This is a genomic window from Lentzea sp. NPDC102401, assembly GCF_044765805.1.
In the GTDB taxonomy this organism is placed as follows: domain Bacteria; phylum Actinomycetota; class Actinomycetes; order Mycobacteriales; family Pseudonocardiaceae; genus Lentzea; species Lentzea sokolovensis.
Map to the genome: position 1 here is coordinate 61,005 of NZ_JBIWKS010000017.1, position 22,601 is coordinate 83,605.

Annotated in this window: 18 protein-coding genes; 10 read left to right on the forward strand and 8 right to left on the reverse strand. The window is 70.0% G+C overall.

Annotated features, from left to right (window positions below; translation table 11 throughout):
• On the forward strand, positions 1–270 hold the full coding sequence (locus ACIRG5_RS41485; RefSeq protein WP_093601719.1) for a DUF6510 family protein: 270 nt from the start codon (positions 1–3) through the stop codon (positions 268–270).
• 21 nt (positions 271–291) lie between these two features.
• On the opposite strand, the gene ACIRG5_RS41490 is transcribed toward ACIRG5_RS41485, so the two are convergent.
• From ACIRG5_RS41490 to ACIRG5_RS41515, 6 genes are read right to left on the reverse strand one after another with little or no spacing between them, the layout of a single operon-like run.
• Positions 292–3,126: a CBM35 domain-containing protein gene (locus ACIRG5_RS41490; RefSeq protein WP_402915740.1), complete on the reverse strand. Its 2,835-nt coding sequence runs from the start codon at positions 3,124–3,126 to the stop codon at positions 292–294.
• Between the two features lie 35 nt (positions 3,127–3,161).
• Positions 3,162–4,025, reverse strand: a complete 864-nt coding sequence (locus ACIRG5_RS41495; RefSeq protein WP_402915742.1) for a carbohydrate ABC transporter permease — start codon at positions 4,023–4,025, stop codon at positions 3,162–3,164.
• Positions 4,022–4,312 (reverse strand): hypothetical protein, encoded by a 291-nt coding sequence (locus ACIRG5_RS41500; protein ID WP_402915744.1) that lies wholly within the window; start codon positions 4,310–4,312, stop codon positions 4,022–4,024. Before ACIRG5_RS41500 ends, ACIRG5_RS41495 begins: the two co-directional genes overlap by 4 nt.
• Positions 4,309–5,262 carry a carbohydrate ABC transporter permease gene (locus tag ACIRG5_RS41505; RefSeq protein WP_402915746.1) on the reverse strand — a complete coding sequence of 318 codons (954 nt, stop codon included), beginning with the start codon at positions 5,260–5,262 and terminating at the stop codon, positions 4,309–4,311. The genes ACIRG5_RS41500 and ACIRG5_RS41505 overlap by 4 nt, the downstream gene beginning before the upstream one ends.
• Positions 5,259–6,614 carry an ABC transporter substrate-binding protein gene (locus tag ACIRG5_RS41510; RefSeq protein WP_402915748.1) on the reverse strand — a complete coding sequence of 452 codons (1,356 nt, stop codon included), beginning with the start codon at positions 6,612–6,614 and terminating at the stop codon, positions 5,259–5,261. The genes ACIRG5_RS41505 and ACIRG5_RS41510 overlap by 4 nt, the downstream gene beginning before the upstream one ends.
• Before the next feature lie 20 nt (positions 6,615–6,634).
• Positions 6,635–8,245 carry a glycoside hydrolase family 13 protein gene (locus ACIRG5_RS41515; protein ID WP_402915750.1) on the reverse strand — a complete coding sequence of 537 codons (1,611 nt, stop codon included), beginning with the start codon at positions 8,243–8,245 and terminating at the stop codon, positions 6,635–6,637.
• A gap of 107 nt (positions 8,246–8,352) precedes the next feature.
• Here ACIRG5_RS41515 and ACIRG5_RS41520 point away from each other — a divergent pair, with 107 nt between their 5' ends.
• From ACIRG5_RS41520 to ACIRG5_RS41560, 9 genes are all read left to right on the forward strand, one after another.
• Positions 8,353–9,402: a LacI family DNA-binding transcriptional regulator gene (locus ACIRG5_RS41520; protein WP_402915752.1), complete on the forward strand. Its 1,050-nt coding sequence runs from the start codon at positions 8,353–8,355 to the stop codon at positions 9,400–9,402.
• Between the two features lie 91 nt (positions 9,403–9,493).
• Positions 9,494–10,033: a (2Fe-2S)-binding protein gene (locus ACIRG5_RS41525; protein WP_402915754.1), complete on the forward strand. Its 540-nt coding sequence runs from the start codon at positions 9,494–9,496 to the stop codon at positions 10,031–10,033.
• Positions 10,030–11,010: an FAD binding domain-containing protein gene (locus tag ACIRG5_RS41530; protein ID WP_402915756.1), complete on the forward strand. Its 981-nt coding sequence runs from the start codon at positions 10,030–10,032 to the stop codon at positions 11,008–11,010. Before ACIRG5_RS41525 ends, ACIRG5_RS41530 begins: the two co-directional genes overlap by 4 nt.
• Positions 11,011–11,014: 4 nt before the next feature.
• Entirely contained in the window at positions 11,015–13,102 is a 2,088-nt protein-coding gene (locus ACIRG5_RS41535) for a xanthine dehydrogenase family protein molybdopterin-binding subunit (RefSeq protein WP_402915758.1), read from the forward strand.
• Between the two features lie 2 nt (positions 13,103–13,104).
• The gene (locus ACIRG5_RS41540) at positions 13,105–14,058 is read left to right on the forward strand and encodes an XdhC family protein (protein ID WP_402915760.1); all 954 of its coding nucleotides are present in this window, start codon (positions 13,105–13,107) and stop codon (positions 14,056–14,058) included.
• Between the two features lie 8 nt (positions 14,059–14,066).
• Positions 14,067–14,381 carry a hypothetical protein gene (locus ACIRG5_RS41545; protein ID WP_402915762.1) on the forward strand — a complete coding sequence of 105 codons (315 nt, stop codon included), beginning with the start codon at positions 14,067–14,069 and terminating at the stop codon, positions 14,379–14,381.
• Between the two features lie 405 nt (positions 14,382–14,786).
• A complete protein-coding gene (locus ACIRG5_RS41550) occupies positions 14,787–17,879 on the forward strand; it encodes a PA14 domain-containing protein (RefSeq protein WP_402915764.1) in 3,093 nt (1,030 codons plus the stop codon).
• A 39-nt stretch (positions 17,880–17,918) separates the two neighbouring features.
• Positions 17,919–18,932 (forward strand): LacI family DNA-binding transcriptional regulator, encoded by a 1,014-nt coding sequence (locus tag ACIRG5_RS41555; RefSeq protein ID WP_402915766.1) that lies wholly within the window; start codon positions 17,919–17,921, stop codon positions 18,930–18,932.
• A 94-nt stretch (positions 18,933–19,026) separates the two neighbouring features.
• Positions 19,027–21,225, forward strand: coding sequence for a discoidin domain-containing protein (locus ACIRG5_RS41560; RefSeq protein ID WP_402915768.1), 2,199 nt, complete (start codon positions 19,027–19,029; stop codon positions 21,223–21,225).
• On the opposite strand, the gene ACIRG5_RS41565 is transcribed toward ACIRG5_RS41560, so the two are convergent.
• Together ACIRG5_RS41565 and ACIRG5_RS41570 are read right to left on the reverse strand one after the other, a co-directional pair.
• A complete protein-coding gene (locus tag ACIRG5_RS41565; protein WP_402915770.1) occupies positions 21,216–21,575 on the reverse strand; it encodes a hypothetical protein in 360 nt (119 codons plus the stop codon). The genes ACIRG5_RS41560 and ACIRG5_RS41565 overlap by 10 nt on opposite strands.
• 323 nt (positions 21,576–21,898) lie before the next feature.
• Positions 21,899–22,600: a DUF1996 domain-containing protein gene (locus ACIRG5_RS41570; protein ID WP_402915772.1), complete on the reverse strand. Its 702-nt coding sequence runs from the start codon at positions 22,598–22,600 to the stop codon at positions 21,899–21,901.
• Between the last annotated feature and the right edge of the window lies 1 nt (position 22,601).

A 22,601-nucleotide genomic window follows, 5' to 3' on the forward strand; every position in this document is an offset into this window, starting at 1 on the left:
ATGAGCGACGACCACGTCGACGGCAACGCGCTGGCGGGCGACCTGCGGGAGATCTTCGCGGTGGACCTGACGGTGGCGACCGGGCAGTGCTCCGGCTGCGGCTACCGCGGCTCGGTGGCGACCCTGCGCGTCTACCAGAACGCGCCGGGCATCGTCGCGCGCTGCCCGCACTGCGAGGAGGTCGTGCTGAGGCTGGTCCGCGGACGCGACCGCGCGTGGCTCGATCTGCGCGGCACGGTGAGCCTGGAGATCCCGCTGCCGTCCCCGTGAGGACGGCAGCGGGGTGTCTCGTCAGATACCGGAGTTGCCCCCTCCCAGCGTCAGCGCGAAGCCCTGGGCGTTGAGCAGCCCGCCGGAGGACGCGCGGGTGACCTTGGTGCCGGAGATCGTGCCGCTGCCGGCGGCCTGGATCTCGAAGCCCCACGTGGCGCCGTCGATGGTGAGCCTGTCGAAGGTGATCGGGGTCATCGTCTTCTGCCAGCTCATCAGCACGCCCTGGTAGCTGCTGTCGGTGATGGTCAGGTCGCTGATCACCACCGGCGTGCGGATCTCGTGGTCGGCCGTGTAGATCCACAGCGCGCCGATCGCCGAGTTCCAGTTCGGCTCGAAGCTGCCCGCGCGCAGCAGGGTGTTGCGGCGCACCGTCGTCGTGCCGCTGAACGGAACCGGCTGGTGCCAGGTGCTCACCGCGATGCCCGAGCCCGAGGTGACGATGTCCGAGACGTGGTTGTCCTCGATGCGGTTGTCCGCGCCGCCGTAGACCGCGATGCCGTTCGCGCCCGCCGGTAACTGCACCGTGTTGCTGGTGAACGCGGTCCTGGTCACCGGTGCGCCCTCGGACCACATCGCGAGGCCGTCATCACCGTTGTTGCGCGTCGTGGACTGGTCGATCCTGGTGTCGACGACGTCGCCGTTCAGGTTCACGCCGTCCGCGAACGTGTTGCGCACGCGCAGGCCGACCGCGTACAGGCCGTTGGTGCCGTTGTCCGCCCAGAGACCGACCTTGGTGTGCTCGATCCACACGTTCTGCAGCAGCGAGCCTGAGCCGAAGTCGCCTTCCAGCGCGGGATCGGAGCCGTTGTCCTCGCGGACCCGGACGTCGCCGAAGATCGCCAGGTCCGCGATCGTCACCTTGCCGGTGGCGAGGAAACCGCCCTGGGCGCCGGTGCCCTGGACGACCGAGTGCCACGGCCCGGCGCCGATGATCCGCACGTTGCCCACGGTGATGCGCGAGGAGATGCGGAACGTGCCCGCCGGTACCCACACCGGCCGGTTCTGGGCGGCGCCCTCCGCGATCGCCGCGGTGACGGCGGCGGTGGCGTCCGAGCCGTTGTCGGGCACGGCGCCGTGCGAGGTGATCGACACGGCGTTCGCCGGTGCGGCCGCCGCCGCGGGCACCGCCTCGGCCTCCACGAAGTCGAGCACGTAGGCCAGGCCGTTGGCGGTGTCCACCTGGAACTTCAGCTCGGTGCCGGCCGCCCAGTCACCCAGGACCCTGGTCTCGTCGAAGAACCGGTGCCCGCCGCCCAGAGCCGGGTTGTTGAAGTACGGGTAGTCGCCGTACACCCAGCTGTACTCGGACGTCAGCGTGATGTCGCGCTGCTTGGTTCCGTTGGCGTACAACGAGATCGGTGCGCGCTGACCGGTGCCGGCCGCGTTGTCCGGGATCGAGTACCGCAGCACCAGGCCGTTCGCCGGTGCGGTGAGCTTGACCGTGACGTGCTCGCCCACGGCGTCGAGAACCACCGCCCTGCGGCCGCTGGCCTCGGACTGGATCTGCCGGTACGTGCGGCTCGCCGCGAGCACCGTGCCGTTCGTGGTGGCTGCTTCGGCCTCGTAGGTCGTGTACGGCACCGTCGCGCCGCGTTGGGCAAGAACGCCTTCGCCGGCGACGGAGATGCTGTCGATCGCGACGTCTGCGGCGGTCGTGCTGGACAGGCCGACGGTGTTGACCCCCGCGCGCAACGGCACCACTGCCGTCGTGGTGCGCCACCCGCTGCCTGCGGCGAACGAGAGGGTGCCCGCGTCCCGGCCGTTGACCGTCAACGCCAGCGTGGCGTTCGAGGTGCTCTGGAACCGCACGGTGATGGTCGCGTTCCCGGCGGTGTCGGCCTTCACGGTTCGGACCACGCGTGCGCCGACCGTGCCGAACCCGGCGACGTAACCGGAACCCGCGTAGCCCGCGAGTCCTGTGTGGACGGATGCACCGCCGGAGCGGAAGGCCGACTCGGCCTCGCCGGGACCGGCCTGGACCGCGGTGCTGACGGTGAGGCTGTCGAGGTTCATGTTGCCGGAGTCGCCCGAGTCGAACGCCAGCGCGACGTCGTGCTGCCCTGCCGTCAGCGTGACCTGTTCGGTCGTGGTCGCCCAGGTGTCCCAGTTCGCCGTCGCAGGCAGGGTGATCTGCCGTTGTTTCGCGCCGTCGACGTACAACGACAGGGTGCGGGCGGAGCCGGTGCCGTTCGCCAGCCGGATCGCGAGGTCGTGCTGGCCCGCGGTCGCGGCGCTGACCCGGAAGGTGGTGCGCGCGGTGCCGCGGTTCGCGTCGGTGTACCCGCCGACGAATCCGCCGCCGGTGTAGCCGGGGTGGTCGGACTGGACGACCGCGCCGCCGCTGAGCGTCGCGTTCTCCGCCTCGTACGCGGGACCGGACTCGGTCACGGTGTTCGTGACTTCGAGGTGGTCGAGGTTCACGTTGCCGTTGTCGGCCGAGCCGAAGCTGTAGGCGAAGGTGTGCGCGCCTGCCGGCAGTTGTACCGCGATCGGCGCCGAACCCCACGTGTCCCAGTTCGCCGTGGCGGGCAGGGTGATCTGGCGGGGACCGGCGCCGTCGACCCGCAGCGTCAGGGTGCGCGGCGAGCCGGTGCCGTTGGCGTACTTCACCGCGAGCGAGTAGGTGCCGGCGGCCGGTGCGGACCACGCGAACGTCGTGGTGGCGGTGCCGCGGTTCGCGTCGGTGAAGCCACCGGCGAATCCGCTGCCGCTGAATCCGGTGTGATCGGTCTGGACGACCGCACCACCGCTCAGCGCGGCGTTCTCGGCCTCGAGCCGGGTGGTGGCCGCGGTGGCCGTGGTGGGAAGAACTGTTGCCGACAGGGTGATCAGGGCGGTTGCGAGCGCGCGCAACCATGGCGACGTTGCCATGTGGGGGTTCCGTTCGTTCAGCCCTTCACCGCTCCGCTGAGCGCGCTGCCGTTGAGGAACAGGCGCTGGAAGACGAGGAAGAGCGCGACAGGGATGAGGGTCGAGATGGCGAGCGCGGCGAGGAACACGTCGAGCTCGACGAACCGCTGCAGTGCGGGCAGACGCACGGACAACGGCTGCACTGCCGGATCGGGCAGCACCAGCATCGGCCAGAGGAAGTCCTTCCACGACGCGATGACGGCGAACACCGACACCACTCCGAGGATCGGACGGGACATCGGCAACACGATCGAGACGAACAGCCGCAACGGACCGGCCCCGTCCACGGTCGCGGCCTCGAACACCTCGCGGGGCAGACCGTCGAGGAACCGTTGCACCAGCAGGACGTTGAACGCGTTCGCGCCCGCCGGCAGCCACACCGCCCAGAAGCTGTTGATCAGCGACAGGTCGGTGATCGTGAGGTAGAGCGGTACGAGCAGCACCACCGACGGCACGAACAACGTCGCGAGCACCACCCCCGTGACGACCTTGCGACAGCGCGGCCGCAACACGGACAGGGCGAACCCGGCCGTCATCGCGACCAGCAACTGCACCGCCCACGCGCCGAACGCGAGCAGCACCGTGTTCAGGAAGTACTTGTCGATCTCCACCCGCGTCCACGCCGTGGCGAGGTTCGCGAAGTCGAACCCGTTGGGCCACAACGCGAGTGGTGCGCGCAGGGTGTCCTGGGTCGGGGTGATCGCCGCCTTCGCGAGCCACAGCACCGGGCCCAGGCCGATCAGCAGCAGGCCGCCCAGCAGGAGGGTCTGCGCGGTCCGGATGGTCCGGCGGACGGCCGGGACCTTGCGGTCGTGGGTGGAGAGGACTCCGCGGTCGCTCATGGTGTGCTCCGCCGGTGGGTGGGGCCGGGGTGAAGGCCGGAAGGCGGGGTGATCGGCGTGGCGAGCGTGTGGTTGGTAGCGGCCACCGGGTCGCGGCGGCCGATGGTGTGGTGGCCGGGAGGTGGGCCGGCGTGGGAGTGGTGGAGTGGAAGGCCGTGGCGGTCGGTGGTGAGGTGGTCCGCGCCGGCGAGCTTCAGGCTTGGCGCGGTCACCCGAGCCGGTAGCGGTTCCCGCTCTGCCTGAAGTGGCCGCCGCGTGGCCGTGTTCTCATGGCTGCGGTCGGTCATGACGTGCTCCACGAGCGCGTGAGGCGGAAGTACAGGGCGGACAGCAGGGCCAGCACGACGGCGAGCATCAGGCTGAGGGCGGTGGCGGCGCCGTAGTCGCCGCCGAGGCTGGAGGCGAAGGCGTAGTTGTAGATCAGCAGGAGGATCGTGGTGGTCTTGTTCGCCGGGCCGCCGCCGGTGAACAGGAACGGTTCCAGGAACACCTGGGCCGTGCCGACGATCTGCAGGATGAACGTGATCAGCAGGACTCCCCGCAGTTGCGGCAGCGTCACGTGCCAGACCTTGTGCCACACCGAGGCGCCGTCGATCTCGGCGGCCTCGTAGAGCTCCGGCGGTACGCGGGTCAGTGCGGCCAGGTAGATGATGACCGTGCCGCCCATCGCCGCCCAGGTGGACTCCACGACGAGCGACACCATCGCGGTGCCGCCGTCCTGCAGCCACGCGACCGGCGCGATGCCGAGCCAGCCGAGCACCGTGTTGAACAGGCCGTGCGGGCCCGCGTCGTAGAAGAACTTCCACAGCAGCACCGCCACCACCGGTGGGACCACCACGGGCAGGTAGGCGAGCGCGCTGTAGAGGCCGCGCAGCCGGCGCACCTCGTTCATCAGCACCGCCAGCACCAACGGCGCGGGGTAGCCGATGAGCAGCGCGAGGAACGCGAACCACAGGGTGTTGCGCGCCGCCGTCCACAGCAGCGGGTCGTTCAGGACCGTCACGAAGTTGTCCAGGCCGACGAACTCCGGGGCATCGACCAGGTTCGTCTGCTGTACCGACATCACGGCGGTCTGCAGGATCGGAATCCAGGAGAACACGCCGAACACCAAGAACATCGGCAGCAGGAACAGCAGGGCCGCGAGGCCGCCGCGGCGCCGTCGACGACGGGGGTGCGCGGCAGGCCGTGCCGGGCGGGGTGGCGCGGCCTGCCGGGGCGGGGCGGTGGTGGTGGTCACTTGCGGTCCAGCAGCGCTTGCGCCTGGGACTCGGCCTGAGCGAGCAACGCGGTCACGTCGGCGTTCCGGTCGGTCAGCACGGCCTGCACCACCGGGTCGAGCAGCGCGTACACCTGCTGGGTCGACCTCGTGGGCTCGGGCACGAGAGGCTGCGCGAACATCTTGTCGGTGTACGGCTTCATCTGCTGCACCGGCACGTTGACGTACTGCGCGATCCACTGCTGGCGCTGATCGTGCAGGGAGCGGTCGAACACCGGCAGTTCGGGCGAGCCGACTGCCTGTGCCGTCTCGGCCGTGGTCTTCGCGTCGGCCACGGCCTGCTCCTGCGCGGTGAGCTTCGACAGGTAGTAGAAGTCGATCCACTTCACGCCCGCGGACACCACCGCGGCGGACGACTTCGCGCGCACCACGGCGAGCGAGCCGCCGCCGAGCACGCCGGCGGTGCCCTTGTCCGCCAACGGGACCGTGGTGATGCCGTAGTCCTCGGCCTTCAACGCGTTCTGCGCCTTGAGCGAGCCGTAGTTGCCGCCGCCCGAGACGTACATGCCGATGCGGCCGGCGGCGAAGTCCTGGTTGATCGTGGCCCAGTCGTACAGGAAGTTCGCGCCCATGCTGTCGTCCGTCCACCGCATGTCCTGCAGCTGCTTCAGCACGGCCCGCATCTCGTCCGTGTTCAGCGTGGACTTCGCGCTGTCACCGGAGAGCTGCTCGACCCGGCCGCCGAACGCGTAGTCGAGCGTGGCGAGGATCCAGCCGCCGGTGTTGCCCGCCGTCATCTGGGCGTAGCCGGCCTGGCCGGTGCGCTCGGCGATCTGCTTCGCGGCCGAACGCACCTCGGCCCACGTGGCGGGCGGCTTGTCCGGGTCGAGGCCCGCCTGCGTGAACAGCGTGCGGTTGTAGTGCAGGGCCTGGCCGTAGGCGGCGATCGGCACGGCCTGCATGCCGCCGTCCGCGGCCTGACCGGCCTTCGCCACCGACGCGTTGAACCCCTTGGCGTACGGCAGTGTCGCGACCTCGTCGCTGATGTCCGCGATCTGCCTGCGTTCGATGAGCCCGCGGCCGTCGGTGAACGGCGCGGTGAACACGGCGGGCAGCGTGCCGCCCGCGAGCTGGGCGGTGAACGTCGTCGCGTCCCACTTGTACTCCTGGGGCTGCACGTCCACGTCCGGGTGCGCCTTCTCGAACTCGGCGACGCGGGCGTTGAACGCGTCGACCGCGCCCTTCTCCAGACCGGGGTCGATCGCCACGGTCAGGGCGAGGCGGCCGCCCGACCCCTCCTGCTCGCCACCGGCGCACCCGGTGACGGCGAGCGCCGTGGCCAGTACGGCGGCGCTGATTCTCGAGGACTTCATCGTCACTCCTTGCGGGCGGCTTACCCGCGCAGCCAGGCGGCGGCGTCGGGGGAGAGGCGGCCGTCGCGCACTTCGGAGCTGGCGAGCAGCACGTCGGTGTGCGGCGGAAGGGGAACAGGGGTGGAGCCGAGATTCACGACGCAGACGAAGTCCGCGCCACGGCGGAACGCGAGCACGTCCTGGCCCGCGTCCAGCCAGGAGAACTCCGGGTCGCGCGGCCGCAGCGACAGCAGGGCGCGGTAGAGGCTCAGCATCGAGCCGGGGTCGGTCTCCTGCCGTTCGACCGAGTACGCACCCCAGCCGGTGGGCTGGGGGAGCCACGGCGGCGGGACAGTCCCCTGTGGACTGAACCCGAACGCGCTGCCGTCCGCGGTCCACGGCAGCGGGACGCGGCACCCGTCCCTGCCGGGGTCGACCCCGTCGGAGCGGAAGAACATCGGATCCTGCAGCACGTCCAGCGGCAGGTCCTCCACCTCGGGCAGACCGAGCTCGTCGCCCTGGTAGACGTACAGAGAGCCGGGCAACGCACCCGTCAGCAACGCCGCCGCACGTGCTCTGCGCGTGCCCTGGGAGAGATCCGTCGCGATGCCGAACCTCCGCGTCTCGAACCCGAACGAGCTGTCCTGGCGGCCGTAGCGGGTGGCGGGCCTGGTGACGTCGTGGTTCGCCAGCACCCACGTGGCGGGCGCGCCGACCGGCCGATGAGCGTCCAGTGTGGACTCGATCGAGGCGCGCAGCTCGGCTGCGTCCCACGGGCGCGTCATGAAGTCGAAGTTGAACGCCGTGTGCATCTCGTCCGGGCGCAGGTAGCGGGCGAACCGCTGCTGGTCCGCGAGCCAGACCTCGCCGATCAGCACCCTCGGCTCCGCGTAGGAGTCGGCGACCGCGCGCCACCGGCGGTAGATCTCGTGCACCTCGTCGCGGTCGACGAACGGATGACCGGTCGCCTCGGCGACCTCGGGGAACCCGGGATCCTTGACCGGCATGGTCGCCGAGTCGATCCGGATGCCCGCCACCCCGCGGTCGAACCAGAAGCGCAGCACGGCCTCGTGCTCACGCCACACGTCCGGGTGGGTCCAGTTGAGGTCGGGCTGCTGCGGCGCGAACAGGTGCAGGTACCACTCGCCGGGCGTGCCGTCCGGGTTCACCGTGCGGGTCCACGTGCCGCCGGAGAAGCTCGACACCCAGTCGGTGGGCGGGAGTTCGCCGTGCTCGCCGCGGCCCGGCCGGAACCAGAAGCGCTCCCGCTCGGGGGAACCCGGCAACGCCGCCAGCGCCGCCTGGAACCACGCGTGCTGGTCGGACACGTGGTTGGGCACCACGTCGACGATCGTGCGGATGCCGAGTCCGGCCGCCTCGGCGATGAGCCGCTCCGCCTCGGCGAGATCGCCGAACGCCGGGTCGATCGCCCGGTAGTCCGCGACGTCGTAGCCGCCGTCCGCGAGCGGGGAGGCGTACCAGGGCGTGAACCAGAGCGCGTCCACCCCGAGCGAGGCGAGATACGGCAACCGCGATCGCACGCCCGCGAGATCACCCACGCCATCGCCGTCGCCGTCCGCGAAACTGCGCGGGTAAATCTGGTAGATCACCGCGTCCCGCCACCAGTCCGCGCTGTTCACGGGCCTGGTCACGGATGGTGCGACGGAAATGCCACTGCTCACGTCGACCCCGTTCTCGCTGGGAAGGTTGAAAGCAGGTTTAGCGCTCAACCTGAAATGACGGTAATGTGACCCGTGCCATGCTGTCAACCGAGCGGCAACCGGACGGGGAAGGCGGGAACGCGAGCGTGCGGGTCACGTTGAAGGACATCGCCCAGAGGGCGGGCGTCAGCATGATGACGGTGTCGAACGTCATCAACGGCAACAGTGCGAGGGTCTCTCCCGCGACGATCGACCGGATCCAGCGGATCGTCGTGGAGCTGGGGTACGTGCCGAGCCACTCCGCGCGCAGCCTCGCCGCGAAGTCGTCGCGGATGGTCGGCGTGCTGGTGCCGGCGGCCGACGAGGAGAGCCTGACGATCAGTCCGCACAACGTCGCGATCATCGGTCAGCTGGAACGAGAGCTGCGCAAGCGCGCCTACGACGTGCTGCTGCGCGGCATCGCCCGCCCCGGTGAGGTCGCGGAGGCGTTGCGGGCGTGGAACCTCGACGGTGCGCTGCTGCTGGGCTTCCTCGACGAGGAGATCGCCACGTTCACCGCGAGCTCGGCGGGCCGCACCAGGATCGTCGCGGTGGACAGCTACGCGGACAACCCGGTGACCAGGGGAGTGCGCACCGACGACGCCACTGGTGGCCGGCTGGCCGCCGAGCACCTGCGGGCCCTCGGCCACGTCGACGTCGTCTTCGCCGGTCCGCGGTTCGCCGGTCAAGGCGTGGTGTGGCAACGCTTCCAGGGCTTCCAGGAGGCCCTCGGCGGCGACTGCGCGGTGGAGGCGGCCAACACCACCTACGACGACGGCGTCGCGCTGGGCCGTCGCCTGCGCACCGACCACCCGTCGGCCACGGCCGTGTTCGCCACCGCCGACATCCTCGCCATCGGCGTCGTCGCCGGGTTGCAGGAGACCGGGGCGCGCGTGCCGGACGACGTGTCGGTGATGGGCTTCGACGACTTGGACCTGTGCCGGTACGTCCGGCCGACGCTGACCACGATCGCGCAGGACCTCCCGGCGAAGGCCGCGACGGCCGTGGCGATGCTGATCGGCGAGATCGAGCGCGACGAGGAACCGCCGGGGCCCGCCACGCTGGACGTCCACCTCGTGGAGAGGGGGTCGACCGGCCCGGCCCGCTGAGGCGCGGGACGATCAGGCAAGAGCGCGAGAGCATCGTTCACCTCCCGGCCCCCGTTCGCTGATTCGATCGGATCAGTCGAAGGGGAGGGCGATGACTGACGCCACTCGCAGCGAGATCTCGTTGAAGGTCAACGGAAAGACCCACCGCCTGACGGTCGATCACCGCAGGTCGTTGCTCGACGCGTTGCGCGAGGACACGAAGAACACCGGCCCGAAGAAGGGCTGTGACCTCGGCCAGTGCGGCGCGTGCACGGTGCTGTTGGACGGCAGGCGCGTGGTGTCGTGCCTGACACTCGCGGTCGCCGCCGACGGCGCCGAGGTCACCACGGTCGAAGGGCTCGCGGCGGACGACGCGCTGCGGCCGGTGCAGGAGGCGTTCCTGCGGCTCGACGGGTTCCAGTGCGGGTTCTGCACACCGGGACAGCTCTGCTCGGCGGTCGGCGTGCTCGCCGAACACCGCGCGGGCTGGCCGAGCGCGGTCACGGCCGACGTGTCGCCTGATCACGTGTGCGAGCTCGACGCCGACGAGGTGCGCGAGCGGATGAGCGGGAACCTCTGCCGATGCGGGGCCTACCCGTCGATCGTGCGGGCCGTGCTCGACGCCGCCGAACGCGAGGAGGTGAAGCGGTGAAGGAGTTCACCTACCGTCGTGCGACGACCGTCCACGACGCGTTGACGTCGGTCGCCGAGGCCGGCACGAAGTTCCTGGCCGGCGGCACGAATCTCGTCGACCTGATGAAGCGCGGCGTCGAGACACCTGCCCGGCTGGTCGACGTGCGGGCGTTGCCGTTGGCCGGAATCAGCGAGGCCTCGAACGGTGACCTGGTCATCGGTGCGACGACGACCAACAGCGAGGTGGCCGCGCATCCGGAGATCCGCCGCCGTTGTCCGGCGCTGTCGCAGGCGGTGCTGGCCGGTGCGTCCGGGCAGCTGCGCAACATGGCGACCGTCGCCGGAAATCTGTTGCAGCGCAACAGATGTGCCTACTTCGCCGACCTCGCCTCGGCGTGCAACAAGCGCGTGCCAGGCAGTGGTTGCGCGGCTCTGGAGGGTGAGCACCACAACCACGCCGTTCTCGGCACGTCGCCGAGCTGCGTCGCGACGAACCCGTCGGACATGGCCGTGGCGCTCATGCTGTTCGACGCGGTCGTGCGGTACGAGACGCTGACCGGCCAGGGCGAGATCCCGATCGCGCGGTTCTTCCAGCCGGTCGGCGACACCCCGCACGTCGAGACCGCGCTGCCGGCCGGTGCGTTGATCACCTCGGTCACGTTGCCGCACAGGGAAAACAGCAGGTCGCGCTACCGCAAGGTCCGTGAGCGCGCGTCCTACGCCTTCGCGACCGTGTCCGTGGCGGCCGATCTGACCGTGGAACTCGGCCGGGTGCGCGAGGTCCGCATCGCGCTCGGCGGCGTCGCCTCGCACCCGTGGCGGGCGAAGATCGCCGAGGAACGGCTGCTCGGCGGCCCGGCCACGCCCGAGATGTTCCGCGCCGCAGCCGAAGCCGAGCTGGCCGCCGCGACCCCGTTGCCGCACAACGGCTACAAGGTGTCGCTCGCGCGCAACCTCGTCCAGGCCGTGCTGACCGACCTGACCCGAGCGGAGTGACACGATGACGACAACCCCCGAGGCGATCGGCTCGTCGTGGACCAGGGTCGAGGGCGAGGACAAGCTGCGCGGTCGTGCCCGCTACACCGCCGACATCCCGGTCGAGGGCATGGCACACGGCGCCCTGGTGACGTCCACGATCACCCGCGGCCGGATCACCGGCATCGACACCGCGGACACTCTGGCGTCGCCCGGCGTGATCGGTGTCGTCGACCACCGCAACGCACCACGCCTCAACCCAGAGGCGGGCTCGCCGTTCTTCGGTCCGGACGGACAGTTCCTCCTGCTGCAGAACGACGAGATCGAGCACGGCGGCTGGCCGGTCGCGCTCGTCGTGGCGGAAACGCCGGAGCAGGCGCGGGCGGGAGCCGAGCGGCTGCGGGTGTCCTATGTGGAGCAATCGCACGACATCGCCTTCTCGGCCGGCCATCCGTCGCTGCGTCCCGCGCTGACCTCGTTCGGCCCGGACGCGAACAAGGGTGACCTCGACGCCGAGCTGGCCCGGTCCGCCGTCACGGTGGACGAGCGGTACTTCACGCCGCCGGAGTCCGCCTGCGCGATGGAACCGCACGCGGCGACGGTCTGGCTGGAGGACGGCAAGATCCGCGCGTTCGACACGAACCAGGCTCCGTTCGGGACGGCGCAGATGTTGTCGGTGCTGTTCGACAGGCCGTTGACGGACGTGCGCGTCGAGGCCGAGCAGCTCGGCGGCGGATTCGGCGGCAAGACGGGCGTGGGACCGCAGCTGATCCTGGCGACGATGGCCGCGCTGGTCTTTCACCGGCCGGTCCGGGTCGCTCTGACCAGGGAAGAGGTGTTCCTGACGACGTCCGCGCGGGCCGCGACCGAGCAGCACGTGCGGCTCGGCGCCGACCCGGACGGCCGGTTGCGCGCGATCGGGCACGAGGCGGCGTTCGAGCTGTCGGTGAAGGCCGAGTACATCGAGAACTGCGTGGAGATCGCCAAGGTCCTCTACGCCGCCGACGCGATCCGCACCCGGATCAACGTGGTGCCGCTGCACATCCTGCCGCCGAACTCGCTGCGCGCGCCCGGTACCGCGCCCGGCTCGTTCGCCCTGGAGTCCGCGATGGACGAACTGGCCGAACGCCTGCGGATCGACCCGCTCGACCTGCGCCGCCGCAACGAACCCGAGGCCGGCCCGGTGAGCGGGCATCCGTTCACCAGCCGCAACTTCCTGCGCTGCGTGGAGGAGGGCGCGCGGACGTTCGGCTGGGCCGGTCGCGACCACCGGCCTCGCCGGCGGCGCGAAGGCCACCTGCTGATCGGCACCGGGATGGCCGGAACCTCGTTCCTCACCACCGCCTTCCCGTCGTCGGCGACGATCACCGCGGAGCCGGACGGCACGTTCACCGTCGCGATCGCGGCGATGGACATCGGCACCGGCGCGCGCACGGCGTTGACCGCGATCTCCGCCGACGTGCTGCACGTCGACCGCGCGAAGATCCGGCTCAGGATCGGCGACAGCGCCCTGGGACCGGCCTGGGGCGCGGGCGGTTCGCTCGGCACCACGTCGTGGTCCTGGGCGATCTCCTCGGCGGCCAAGGAGTTGCTGGGCCGGTTGGAGTCGAAGCCGCCGCTGCCGGTGTCGGTCACCTCGGACACGACCAACGAGATCTTCAGCCTGCCGCCGCGCGAACGGCACGCCTACAGCGCGATCTTCGCCGAGGTCGCGGTCGATCCCGCGACCGGGGAGGTGCGGGTGCGCAGGCTGGTCGGGCGGTTCGCGGTCGGCCGGGTGGTGAACCCGCTGATGGTGCGCAGCCAGCTGGTCGGCGGCATGATCATGGGGCTGTCCATGGCGTTGCACGAGCAGGTGGTGCGGGACGAGGTGACGGGCAGGCAGGTGAACGCGGACTTCGCCGGCTACCACTTCGCCGCGAACGCGGACGTGCCGTTCATCGACGCCGACGTCGTGGACGACCACGAGCCGGACAACCCGCTGGGGCTCAAGGGACCCGGCGAGATCGGCACGGTGGCGGTCGCCGCGGCCGTCGCGAACGCCGTGTGGCACGCGACGGGCAAGCGGCAGCGCCGGTTGCCGATCACGCTCGACCGCGTGATCGAGGACTGACCGTGCTGCGCGAGGTGTGGCCGTTCGTGCTGGAGAAACGGGACTCGCCGATGGTGCTCGCCCGGCTCGTCGATCGCGACGGACCGGGTGCGCGCCCGCTCGGCGCCACCATGGCGGTCGCGGCGGACGGAACGTGGCGCGGGTCGGTGTCCGGTGGCTGCGTCGAGGGGATGGTGCTCGACGCGGCCCGTGCCGTGCTCGACGGCGAGGCACCCGGGGTTGCCGTCGTCGCGCCGGGCGCGCACCTCATGCCGTGGGAGGAAACCCCTGCCTGCGCCGGGGAACTGCGAGTGCTGCTCACGCACGTGCCGGACGATCCGGTGCGTGCGGCGATCACCTCGGCGATCACGAACGACCGGCCGCTGTCGGTGCGGATCGACCTGACCCCGCCGTACGCGTGGTCAGTGGGCACCGCTCCCGGAGACGGCCCGGCGTTCGTCGAGGAGTTGCCGGGCCGGAACACGCTCGTCCTGGTCGGCGCCACCGACCTCGCCGCGGGCGTGGCCGAGCTGGCGGAGTCGTTGCACCGCAGGGTGGTCGTCCTCGATCCCCGGCCCGGCCACGTCGCCTCGGGGGCGTTTCCGGTGTCCTGCGAGGTGATCCGCGCCTGGCCGGACGAGTGGATCACCTCGCTCGGACCGGGAGACGCCGTGGTCGCGCTCACGCACGACCCGCGCATCGACGACCTGGCGATCCGTGCCGCGCTGGGCAGCGGGGCCGGGCACGTCGCCGCCCTGGGCAGCAGAGCCACGCACGCCCAGCGGTTGCGGCGGCTGGAGGGAGTGCCCGGCCTGGAACGGGTGTGCGGTCCTGCCGGTCTCGACCTCGGTGGCGCGTCGCTCGCCGAGACCGCGCTGTCGATCCTCGCGGAGGTGGTGGCGGTGGGCAACGCGCGGTCCGGGCGGCGGCTGCGCGACGGCCGTGACTCGATCAGGGCGACGTTGCCGGCGTGGTGAGGAGAACGATGCACCTTGCCTGCCGGGGTGTGCTGTTCGACGTGGCCGCCGAGCGCGCGTGGACGCGGTGGGCGCATGAGTTCGGCGTCGACCCCGGCCAGGTCCTGCGCGGCATGCAGGGCCGGCGTTCGGCGGACACCGTCCGGCTGCACTTGCCCGCCGTCGTGCACGCCCACGCGGTGCGGCGCATCGACGCCATCGAGATCGCCGACGCCGGCTCGACCGAACCGGTTCCCGGAGCCCGCGGGCTGCCGGGCACGTGGGCCGTGGTCACCTCCGCCTCACGGCCCGCCTCGGAGCGGCTCGGATGCCGAAGCCAGTGATCATCAGCAGCGACGAAGTGCCGCGGGGGCAAGCCAGCCCCGAGGTTGTCTCCGCGCGGCGGCCCGGCTCGGCGTGCCGATCGGGGAGCGTGCGGTCTTCGAGGACAGCGTCAACGGCCTAGCGGCCGAGCCCGCTGCGGTCGTCGGCGTCGGGATGGCCGCACTGCCACCCCCATCGTCGTGCCTGACCTGCGGTCCGTCCGGTGGTCCGGTCGCGGACCCGAGGTGTCCGGGAGCTCCGGCGGCAGGGCCGAACGATCCAGTCGCCTTCCGTAACTTCCCGGAAACTTGTCCGGTTTGACATGCCGGATACCTCCATTCGGCCGTAGCACGGCGTCAGAACCGTGTGCGTGGATGTATGGGAGCGCTCTTACAACGTTGTAAAATCGAAGGGGATCTTCGCTGATGAAGAAAGCCGCCCCCGTACTCGTCGCTCTGCTGCTGGCGTTGGGCATAGCGCCCGGACTGCCGTCCGCGAGTGCCGCCGAGCCCGTGCACGGCCTCAAGGGCGAGTACTTCAGCATGTCGGCACCGGGCGCGCGGGACTTCGCGACCCTGGGTGGCACCGTGCTGGACGCCGACATCAACCAGGGCGACCTGACCGGCGTCTTCGGGTTCCTCAACGGCCGCACCGAGCACACGACGGCCCGCTGGACCGGGCAGATCGCGGTGCCGCAGTCCGGCGACTACACGTTCCACGCCATCGGCGACAACGGTTTCCGGCTGCTGATCGACGACAAACCGGTGATCGACCACTGGGTGCCCGACTGGGACCGCGAACAGACCAGCGCGCCGGTGACGCTCACCGCCGGGCGCCAGTACGCGTTCAAGCTGGAGATGTTCCAGGACGTCGGCGGCGCCAACATGTTCCTGCGCTGGTCGAGCCCGGCCATCGCCAAGCAGCTCGTGCCGGAGTCCGCGTTCACTCCGCCCGCCGACTTCCAGGTCGTGCCGCGCACGGCCGAGGTCTCCAAGGACGGTCGCACCCTCACCGCGGACTTCGGTGGCCGCGTCACGGGCGTGAACGACCTGAAGGACCATCTGCGCATCGACGTCGACGCCACCCCGATGCCGATCTCGGTGATCACCACCAGCCGCGACCGCGTCACGATCCGGTTGGCCGAGCGGGTGCTGAAGGGCCAGCGGGTCCGCGTCTACTACGACGGCGCCGGCGCGCTCGCGGTGGACGGCAAGAAGGTCGAGAAGACCGCCCGCTCGACCGGCAACGTCTCAACGGAACGGCTCAGGACGCCGTGGGGCGAGAAGGTCGACACGCGCAACCCGTTGCCGGAGTACCCGAGGCCGCAGCTGGAACGCGACAAGTGGCTCAACCTCAACGGACCGTGGGAGTTCGCGGGCGCCAAGGCCGGCGAGCAGCCGGTGTTCGGCAAGAAGCTGCGCGAGAAGGTCGTCGTGCCTTACCCGATCGAGTCGCAGCTCTCCGGACTCGAACGGCACGAGGACCACATGTTCTACCGCCGCACGGTGTCCGTCCCGCACGACTGGAAGATCGGTTCCGGGCAACGGCTGAAGCTCAACTTCGGCGCGGTCGACTACGAGGCCAAGGTCTGGGTGAACGGCAAGCTGGTCGCCGAGCACACCGGCGGCTACACGGCGTTCAGCGCGGACATCACCGACGCCCTCAAGCGCGGTGAGCAGGAGATCGTCGTCGCGGTCACCGACACCACCGGCCCGCACCAGCCCAAGGGCAAGCAGTCGCCCAACCCCAGCGGCATCTTCTACACGCCGTCGTCGGGCATCTGGCAGACCGTGTGGCTGGAACCGGTGGCCGACAAGGGGATCGACGAGATCAAGACGACCCCGGACCTCACCACCAGTTCGCTCGCGATCAACGTCAAGTCCGCCGGCAACGCCACCGTCACGGCCGTGGCCAGGGACGCCAAGGGCAAGCAGGTCGGCACGGTCACCGGACCGGCGAACTCCACCCTCAAGCTGCAGGTGCCGAACCCGCACCTGTGGACGCCGGACGACCCGTACCTCTACAAGCTCGACATCACGCTCGGCAAGGACAAGGTCAAGAGCTACTTCGGCATGCGGTCCACCGGGATCGCGAACGTCGGCGGCACGCCGAAGCTGACCCTCAACGGCCAGCCGATCTTCAACCTGATGCAGCTGGACCAGGGCTTCTACCCGGACGGCCTGAACACCGCGCCGAGCGACGAGGCGCTGATCTTCGACCTGAAGGCGCAGAAGGACCTCGGCTTCAACGCGGTCCGCAAGCACATCAAGGCCGAACCCGCCCGCTGGTACTACCACGCGGACCGGCTCGGACTGCTGGTGTGGCAGGACTTCGTGTCCGTCGAGGACGGCAACGACCCGCAGGCACAGCAGGCGTGGCTCAGCCAGGGCCGCGAGCTGATGGAGCAACTGCACAACTACCCGTCGATCTACGCCTGGATCGTGTTCAACGAGGGCTGGGGCGAGTGGGACCGCACGGTGACCGGCCAGATCACCGACGAGGTCAAGGCCGCGGACCCGAGCCGGATCGTCAACGCGCACAGCGGCGTGAACTGCTGCGCCTCCAAGGGCGACAGCGGCAAGGGCGACGTCATCGACCACCACGACTACAACAACACCGACCCGGCCCGTCCGGACGGCAAGCGCGTCGTGATGGACGGCGAGCACGGCGGCTTCACGCTGCGCACGCCGGGACACCAGTGGCCCGGCGCGCCGATCGCGATCTACAGCGGTGTGGCGGACAAGGCGGCGCTGACGGCGAAGTACGTCGACAACACCCGCACGTTCTACCTCGGCCAGGCACGCCAGGAGATGTCCGCGTCGGTCTACACGCAGGTCACCGACCTCGAAGGCGAGCTCAACGGGCTCTGGACCTACGACCGCAAGCGCATCAAGGTCGATCCGGGTCCGGTCCGCGAGATCAACCGGCGGGTCATCGAGGCCGGGGCGAACGCGGGCAAGCCGTACCCGTACGCGGGCAGCGGCGAGTGGAAGCTGAACGAGACCAAGGGAACCACGGCCAAGGACTCGACCGGCAAGAACCCGCTCACGCTCAGCCCGAGCGGCGCCACCTGGAAGGACGGGGCGCTGGAGTTCCGCAACGGTTCGGCGGAGACCTACGGACCCGTCGTCGACACGACCAAGGACTACACGGTGTCGGCGAAGGTGCGGCTGAACGAGGTGCCGGGCGGCTACGTCACCGCGGTGAGCCAGGACGGCCGGGAGCGGGAGAACCCCTTCTACCTGCAGTACGGCCAGGGCGCGTTCGCGTTCAGCACTCCGGGAGGCAACCGCGCCCGGTTCGAGACCACGCCGGAGATCGGCCGCTGGTACGAGCTCAAGGGAGAGAGGAAGGGCGGCGAGATCCGGCTCTACGTCGACGGCGCGCTGGTGGCCACGGCCCCGGCGGGACCGGCGATCGTGAGCACCGGTGCGCTCGCGGTGGGACGTGCCAAGTACAACGGCCAGAACGTCGATCACTGGCCTGGTGCGATCAAGGACGTGGTCGTCACCTCTTGATGTTGGGAGAACGCTCTCCGCTCGTGGTACAACCGGTGCATGAGCAAGGTCGCACCCACGTTGGAGGACGTTGCCAGAATCGCGGGCGTGTCCCGCGCGACGGTGTCACGGGTCGTCAACGGCACGCGCAACGTCGATCCTGAGCTCCAGGAGACGGTGCGCAACGCGATCGAGCAGACCGGGTACACGCCCAACCGCGTGGCCCGGTCTCTCGTCACCCGGCGCACCGGCACGGTCGCGCTGGTGATCTCCGGCGCCGGCGGGGGATCGGACGTGTTCACCGACCCGTTCTTCGGCCGCGTGACGGCGGGTGTGGTGGACTTCCTGCGCGGACACAGCGTGCACCCGGTGCTGATGCTCGCCGACTCGGACCACGCGCGGACCGAGGTCGTCGAGTTCCTCAGACAGGGCAGCGCCGATGGCGCGCTGCTGGTGTCCACGCATCCCGCCGACCCGTTGCCCGCCCGGCTGCTGGAGGCCGGTGTCCCCTCGGTCCTCTACGCGCGGCCCGGCAGGCCGATGCCGGTCAGCTACGTCGACATGGACCACCGCGCGGGCGGCAGGCTCGCCGCGGACCACCTGGTGGCGGCGGGACGGTACAACATCACCGCGATCTCGGGTCCGATGGACGTGCTCGCGAGCCAGGACAGGCACGCCGGCTTCCGCGACGCCATGGCCCGCCACGGTTTCCCGTACGTCCCGACCGTCGAGGGCGGCTTCACCGCCGAGAGCGGCGCGGCCGCGATGCACCGGCTCCTCGTCGAGTGTCCGGACCTCGACGCGGTGTTCGCCGCGAACGACCTGATGGCGCAGGCGGCCGTGGACGTGTTGCACGAGCACGGCCTGCGCGTTCCCGATGACGTCGCCGTGGTCGGGTTCGACGACAGCGCGCCGGCCCTGGCCTGTCGCCCGCAGCTCACCACGATCCGTCAGCCGGTGGAGCGGATCGCCGCGCAGATGGCCGACCTGCTGCTCGCGGACCTCGAAAAACCGGGACAACGGCCGAAATCCGTCATCTTCGAACCGGAACTCGTCGTACGGGCCTCTGCCTGATTGACCTGTTCGACACCCGGCGTTAACGTCCCTTGGGAGAGCGCTCTCACGCCCCTGTCCAAGGCTTTCAGCCCTTCCCCCGTCAGGCAGGATCATGGGCTCAACCCTGTCCAGGGCCGCCGCGTTCGCCGCTGCCGCTCTGTGTCTCGTGACAACGATCAGCGTTACCTCCCAAGCGGGTGCCGCCGCGTGCGGCACCTCCAACGTCGCTCTCAACCGCACCGCCACCGCGTCCTCCACGGAGAACGGCGGCACCCCCGCCTCCGCCGCCGTCGACGGCAACGCGGGCACGCGGTGGTCCTCGCAGTTCTCCGACCCGCAGTGGATCCAGGTCGATCTGGGCTCCAGCCAGCAGGTCTGCCGCGTCTCCCTGAGCTGGGAAGGCGCGTACGGCAAGGCGTTCCAGGTCCAGGTGACCGACAACGCCGCCGACTCCGGCTCGTGGCGCGACGTCTACTCGACGACGACCGGCACCGGTGGCACGCAGTCGGTCGACGTCACCGGGACCGGGCGCTACCTGCGCGTCCTCGGCACGCAACGCGGCACCGGCTACGGCTACTCGTTGTGGGAGCTCGGAGTCTTCACCACCACACCCGACACCCCCGGCGTCACGCCGACGGACCCGCGCAATCCCGACTTCGGCCCGAACGTGTTCGTCTACGGACCGGGCTCGTCGCAGTCGGAGATGCAGTCGCGGCTCGACTCCATCGCCACGCAGATGAAGACCAACCAGTTCGGCCCGCAGCGCTACGCCGTGCTGTTCAAGCCCGGCAGCTACAACGCCGACGTGAACCTGCGCTTCTACACGCAGATCGCCGGTCTCGGGCTGATGCCGAACGACGTGAACATCAACGGCCACATCCGCGTCGAGGCCGACTGGCTGCAGCAGGGCGACGACCCGAACAACCTCGGCAACGCCACGCAGAACTTCTGGCGCGGTACCGAGAACCTCTCGGTCACGTTGCCTCCCAACCAGATCGAGCGCTGGGCCGTCTCGCAGGCCACCGCGTACCGGCGGATGCACCTGCGCGGCCAGGCGCACCTGTGGAACGGCTACGACGGCTGGGCCAGCGGCGGCCTGATCGTGGACAGCAAGATCGACGGTGTCACCGTCTCCGGTTCGCAGCAGCAGTTCCTGACCCGCAACAGCAACCTCGCCGGCGGCTGGTCGGGCTCGGTGTGGAACATGGTGTTCGCGGGCACTCAGGGCGCACCGCCCAACAACTTCCCGAACCCGTCGCACACGACCGTGGACAGCTCGCCGGTGACGCGCGAGAAGCCGTACCTGTACTTCGACAACTCCGGTGAGTACCGCGTCTTCCTGCCCGCGCTGCGCCAGAACTCCCGCGGCACGAGCTGGGAGAACGGCAACCCCGGCACGTCGGTGTCGCTCGCGGACTTCTTCATCGTCAAGCCCGGCACCTCGGCCGCCACGATCAACGCGGCGTTGCAGCAGGGCAAGCACCTGCTGCTCACGCCGGGCATCCACCAGCTCGACGACACGATCCGGGTGACCCGCCCGAACACCGTCGTGCTGGGCCTCGGCCTCGCGACCCTGACGCCGACCACCGGCAAGGCCGCGCTGACCACGTCCGATGTGGACGGTGTGAGGCTGGCCGGGTTCCTGGTCGACGCAGGCGTGCAGAACTCCCCGGTGCTGCTGGAGATCGGCGACTCCACCACTACCTCGCACGCCGCCAACCCGACCTCGCTGCACGACGTGTACCTGCGCGTCGGCGGGTCGCAGGCGGGCAAGGCGACGGTCAGCATGCGCGTCAACAGCCGCAACACGATCATCGACCACACCTGGGTGTGGCGGGCCGACCACGGCGCCGGCGTCGGCTGGACCGCCAACCCCGGCCAGAACGGCGTGGTCGTCAACGGCGACAACGTGATCGCGTACGGGTTGTTCGTCGAGCACTACCAGCAGCACAACCTGGTGTGGAACGGCAACGGCGGCCGCGTCTACCTCTACCAGAACGAGCTGCCGTACGACCCGCCGAACCAGGCCGCGTGGATGAACGGGTCCAAGCGGGGCTGGGCCGGTTACAAGGTCGCCGACTCGGTGACCACGCACGACGCGTTCGGAGTCGGCGTGTACGCCTTCAACCAGGCCGATCCGAGCATCGTCACCGACAACGGTTTCGAGGCGCCGAACCGGTCGGGAGTCCGGTTCACGCACCTCGTGGCGGTGTCGCTGGGCGGCGTGGGCACGATCGCCAACGTCATCAACGGCACCGGCGGTCAGGCGGACCTGGCGAACCAGGTCCGGTACGTCGTGAACTACCCCTGACCGAGCCTGGTGAGCTGATCCCTGCGGGATGACTCGACGGACGCCGCGAACTCCTTGGTCGCGGCGTCCGTTCCGTTTTCTTGTTCACTGCGAGCGAGTTTCGCCGTCTGGTCCAGGTGCTCGTGCAGCTTCTTGGCGAGCGCCGAAGGATCTGTTCTGATGGCCAGCAGGTCGGCCTCGGAGACGAGACCCGGCATCTGGTGGCCCGCGTGCGGGTTGGTGTCCGGCAACCCTGCCCGGTCCCGCAGGCGGACGAGCTCGTCCGCCTGCGATGCCCTGAGTTCCGCGGCGAACCGCGCGAGCGGGGCGACGTCGAGTGCAGGCAGGAGCTGTTCGTTCATGGGGATCATCGGGATTCCTCCGTGGATACCCGACCTTCAGGCAGGGAGGAAACGGACCCCTGCGGGGCAGGACAAGGACGGGGGTTTCGGCTGCAGGGCGAAAGACCGTGCTCTGACGCCCAGGTTGGGCGGTTGGTGGAGCGGCTTGTAGACTTGTCGTGCCCGGTCGGCGATAGCCAAGTCGGCCGGGTCTACCGCCGGGCTGGTGGGATGTCAGGTCTGTGGAGCTCGTGTAAGACCGTGGGCGGTACACCGTCCCTGTGCTGGTAACCCCAGGCGGCAACGGGCTGCGAAGCAGAAAACTCGACCCGCGAGGGAAGAATCTCCCTGCTTCAGCTGGGAGAGAGGTCAAGAAGTCGTAGTGCCAGCTGTACCCGCGACCGGTGACTCGGCGGGCAGACCAGCGTCGCTCGGTCCGGATAGGTCATGTGCGACTTGTGGTCCGCCGAGTCGAGGTCACGGCCGTTCCAGCAACTCGGCGCCTGGTAACGGACGTTGAGCTGCGTGCCGGGCGTGCAGTAGGCCGGGATGTCCCAGTTGTGGAAGCTGTCGCCGCACTCCCAGCCCTCGACCGCGCCCGGCGCGGTGCGGAACTGCTCCTGCGTCGCCGTGGGGCTGCCGACCACGAACCGCATGCCCGGCGGGAACGGCACGACGTCCTGGTACCTGAGGATGCCGGACTTGTAGTAGATCACCTGGGGGAAGTCCGGCGGGACGATCTGGTCGCCGTTGATGACCGACGGGAACCAGTACGCGGACTTGTCGTCGGGGGTCCTGCAGTTGGTCTGACCTGCCTTGAGCGAGTCGTTGGTGCTGCTCGCCTTCGTGGACTGGTTGCCGAGGAACGTGTGCATGTGCGACGCGCCCGGCAGTCCCGGGAAGACGATCGGGTCGTCCGGGAGATGGGTCGTGACCGAGCAGTTCGCCTGGAACTCGTGGTGCGTGACCAGGTCGTCGGCCTGAGCCGAGCCGGCCACGACCACGGCTGCCACCAGGGCAGCCGTCATCGTCAACGCGCTGAGTTTTCTGGACACC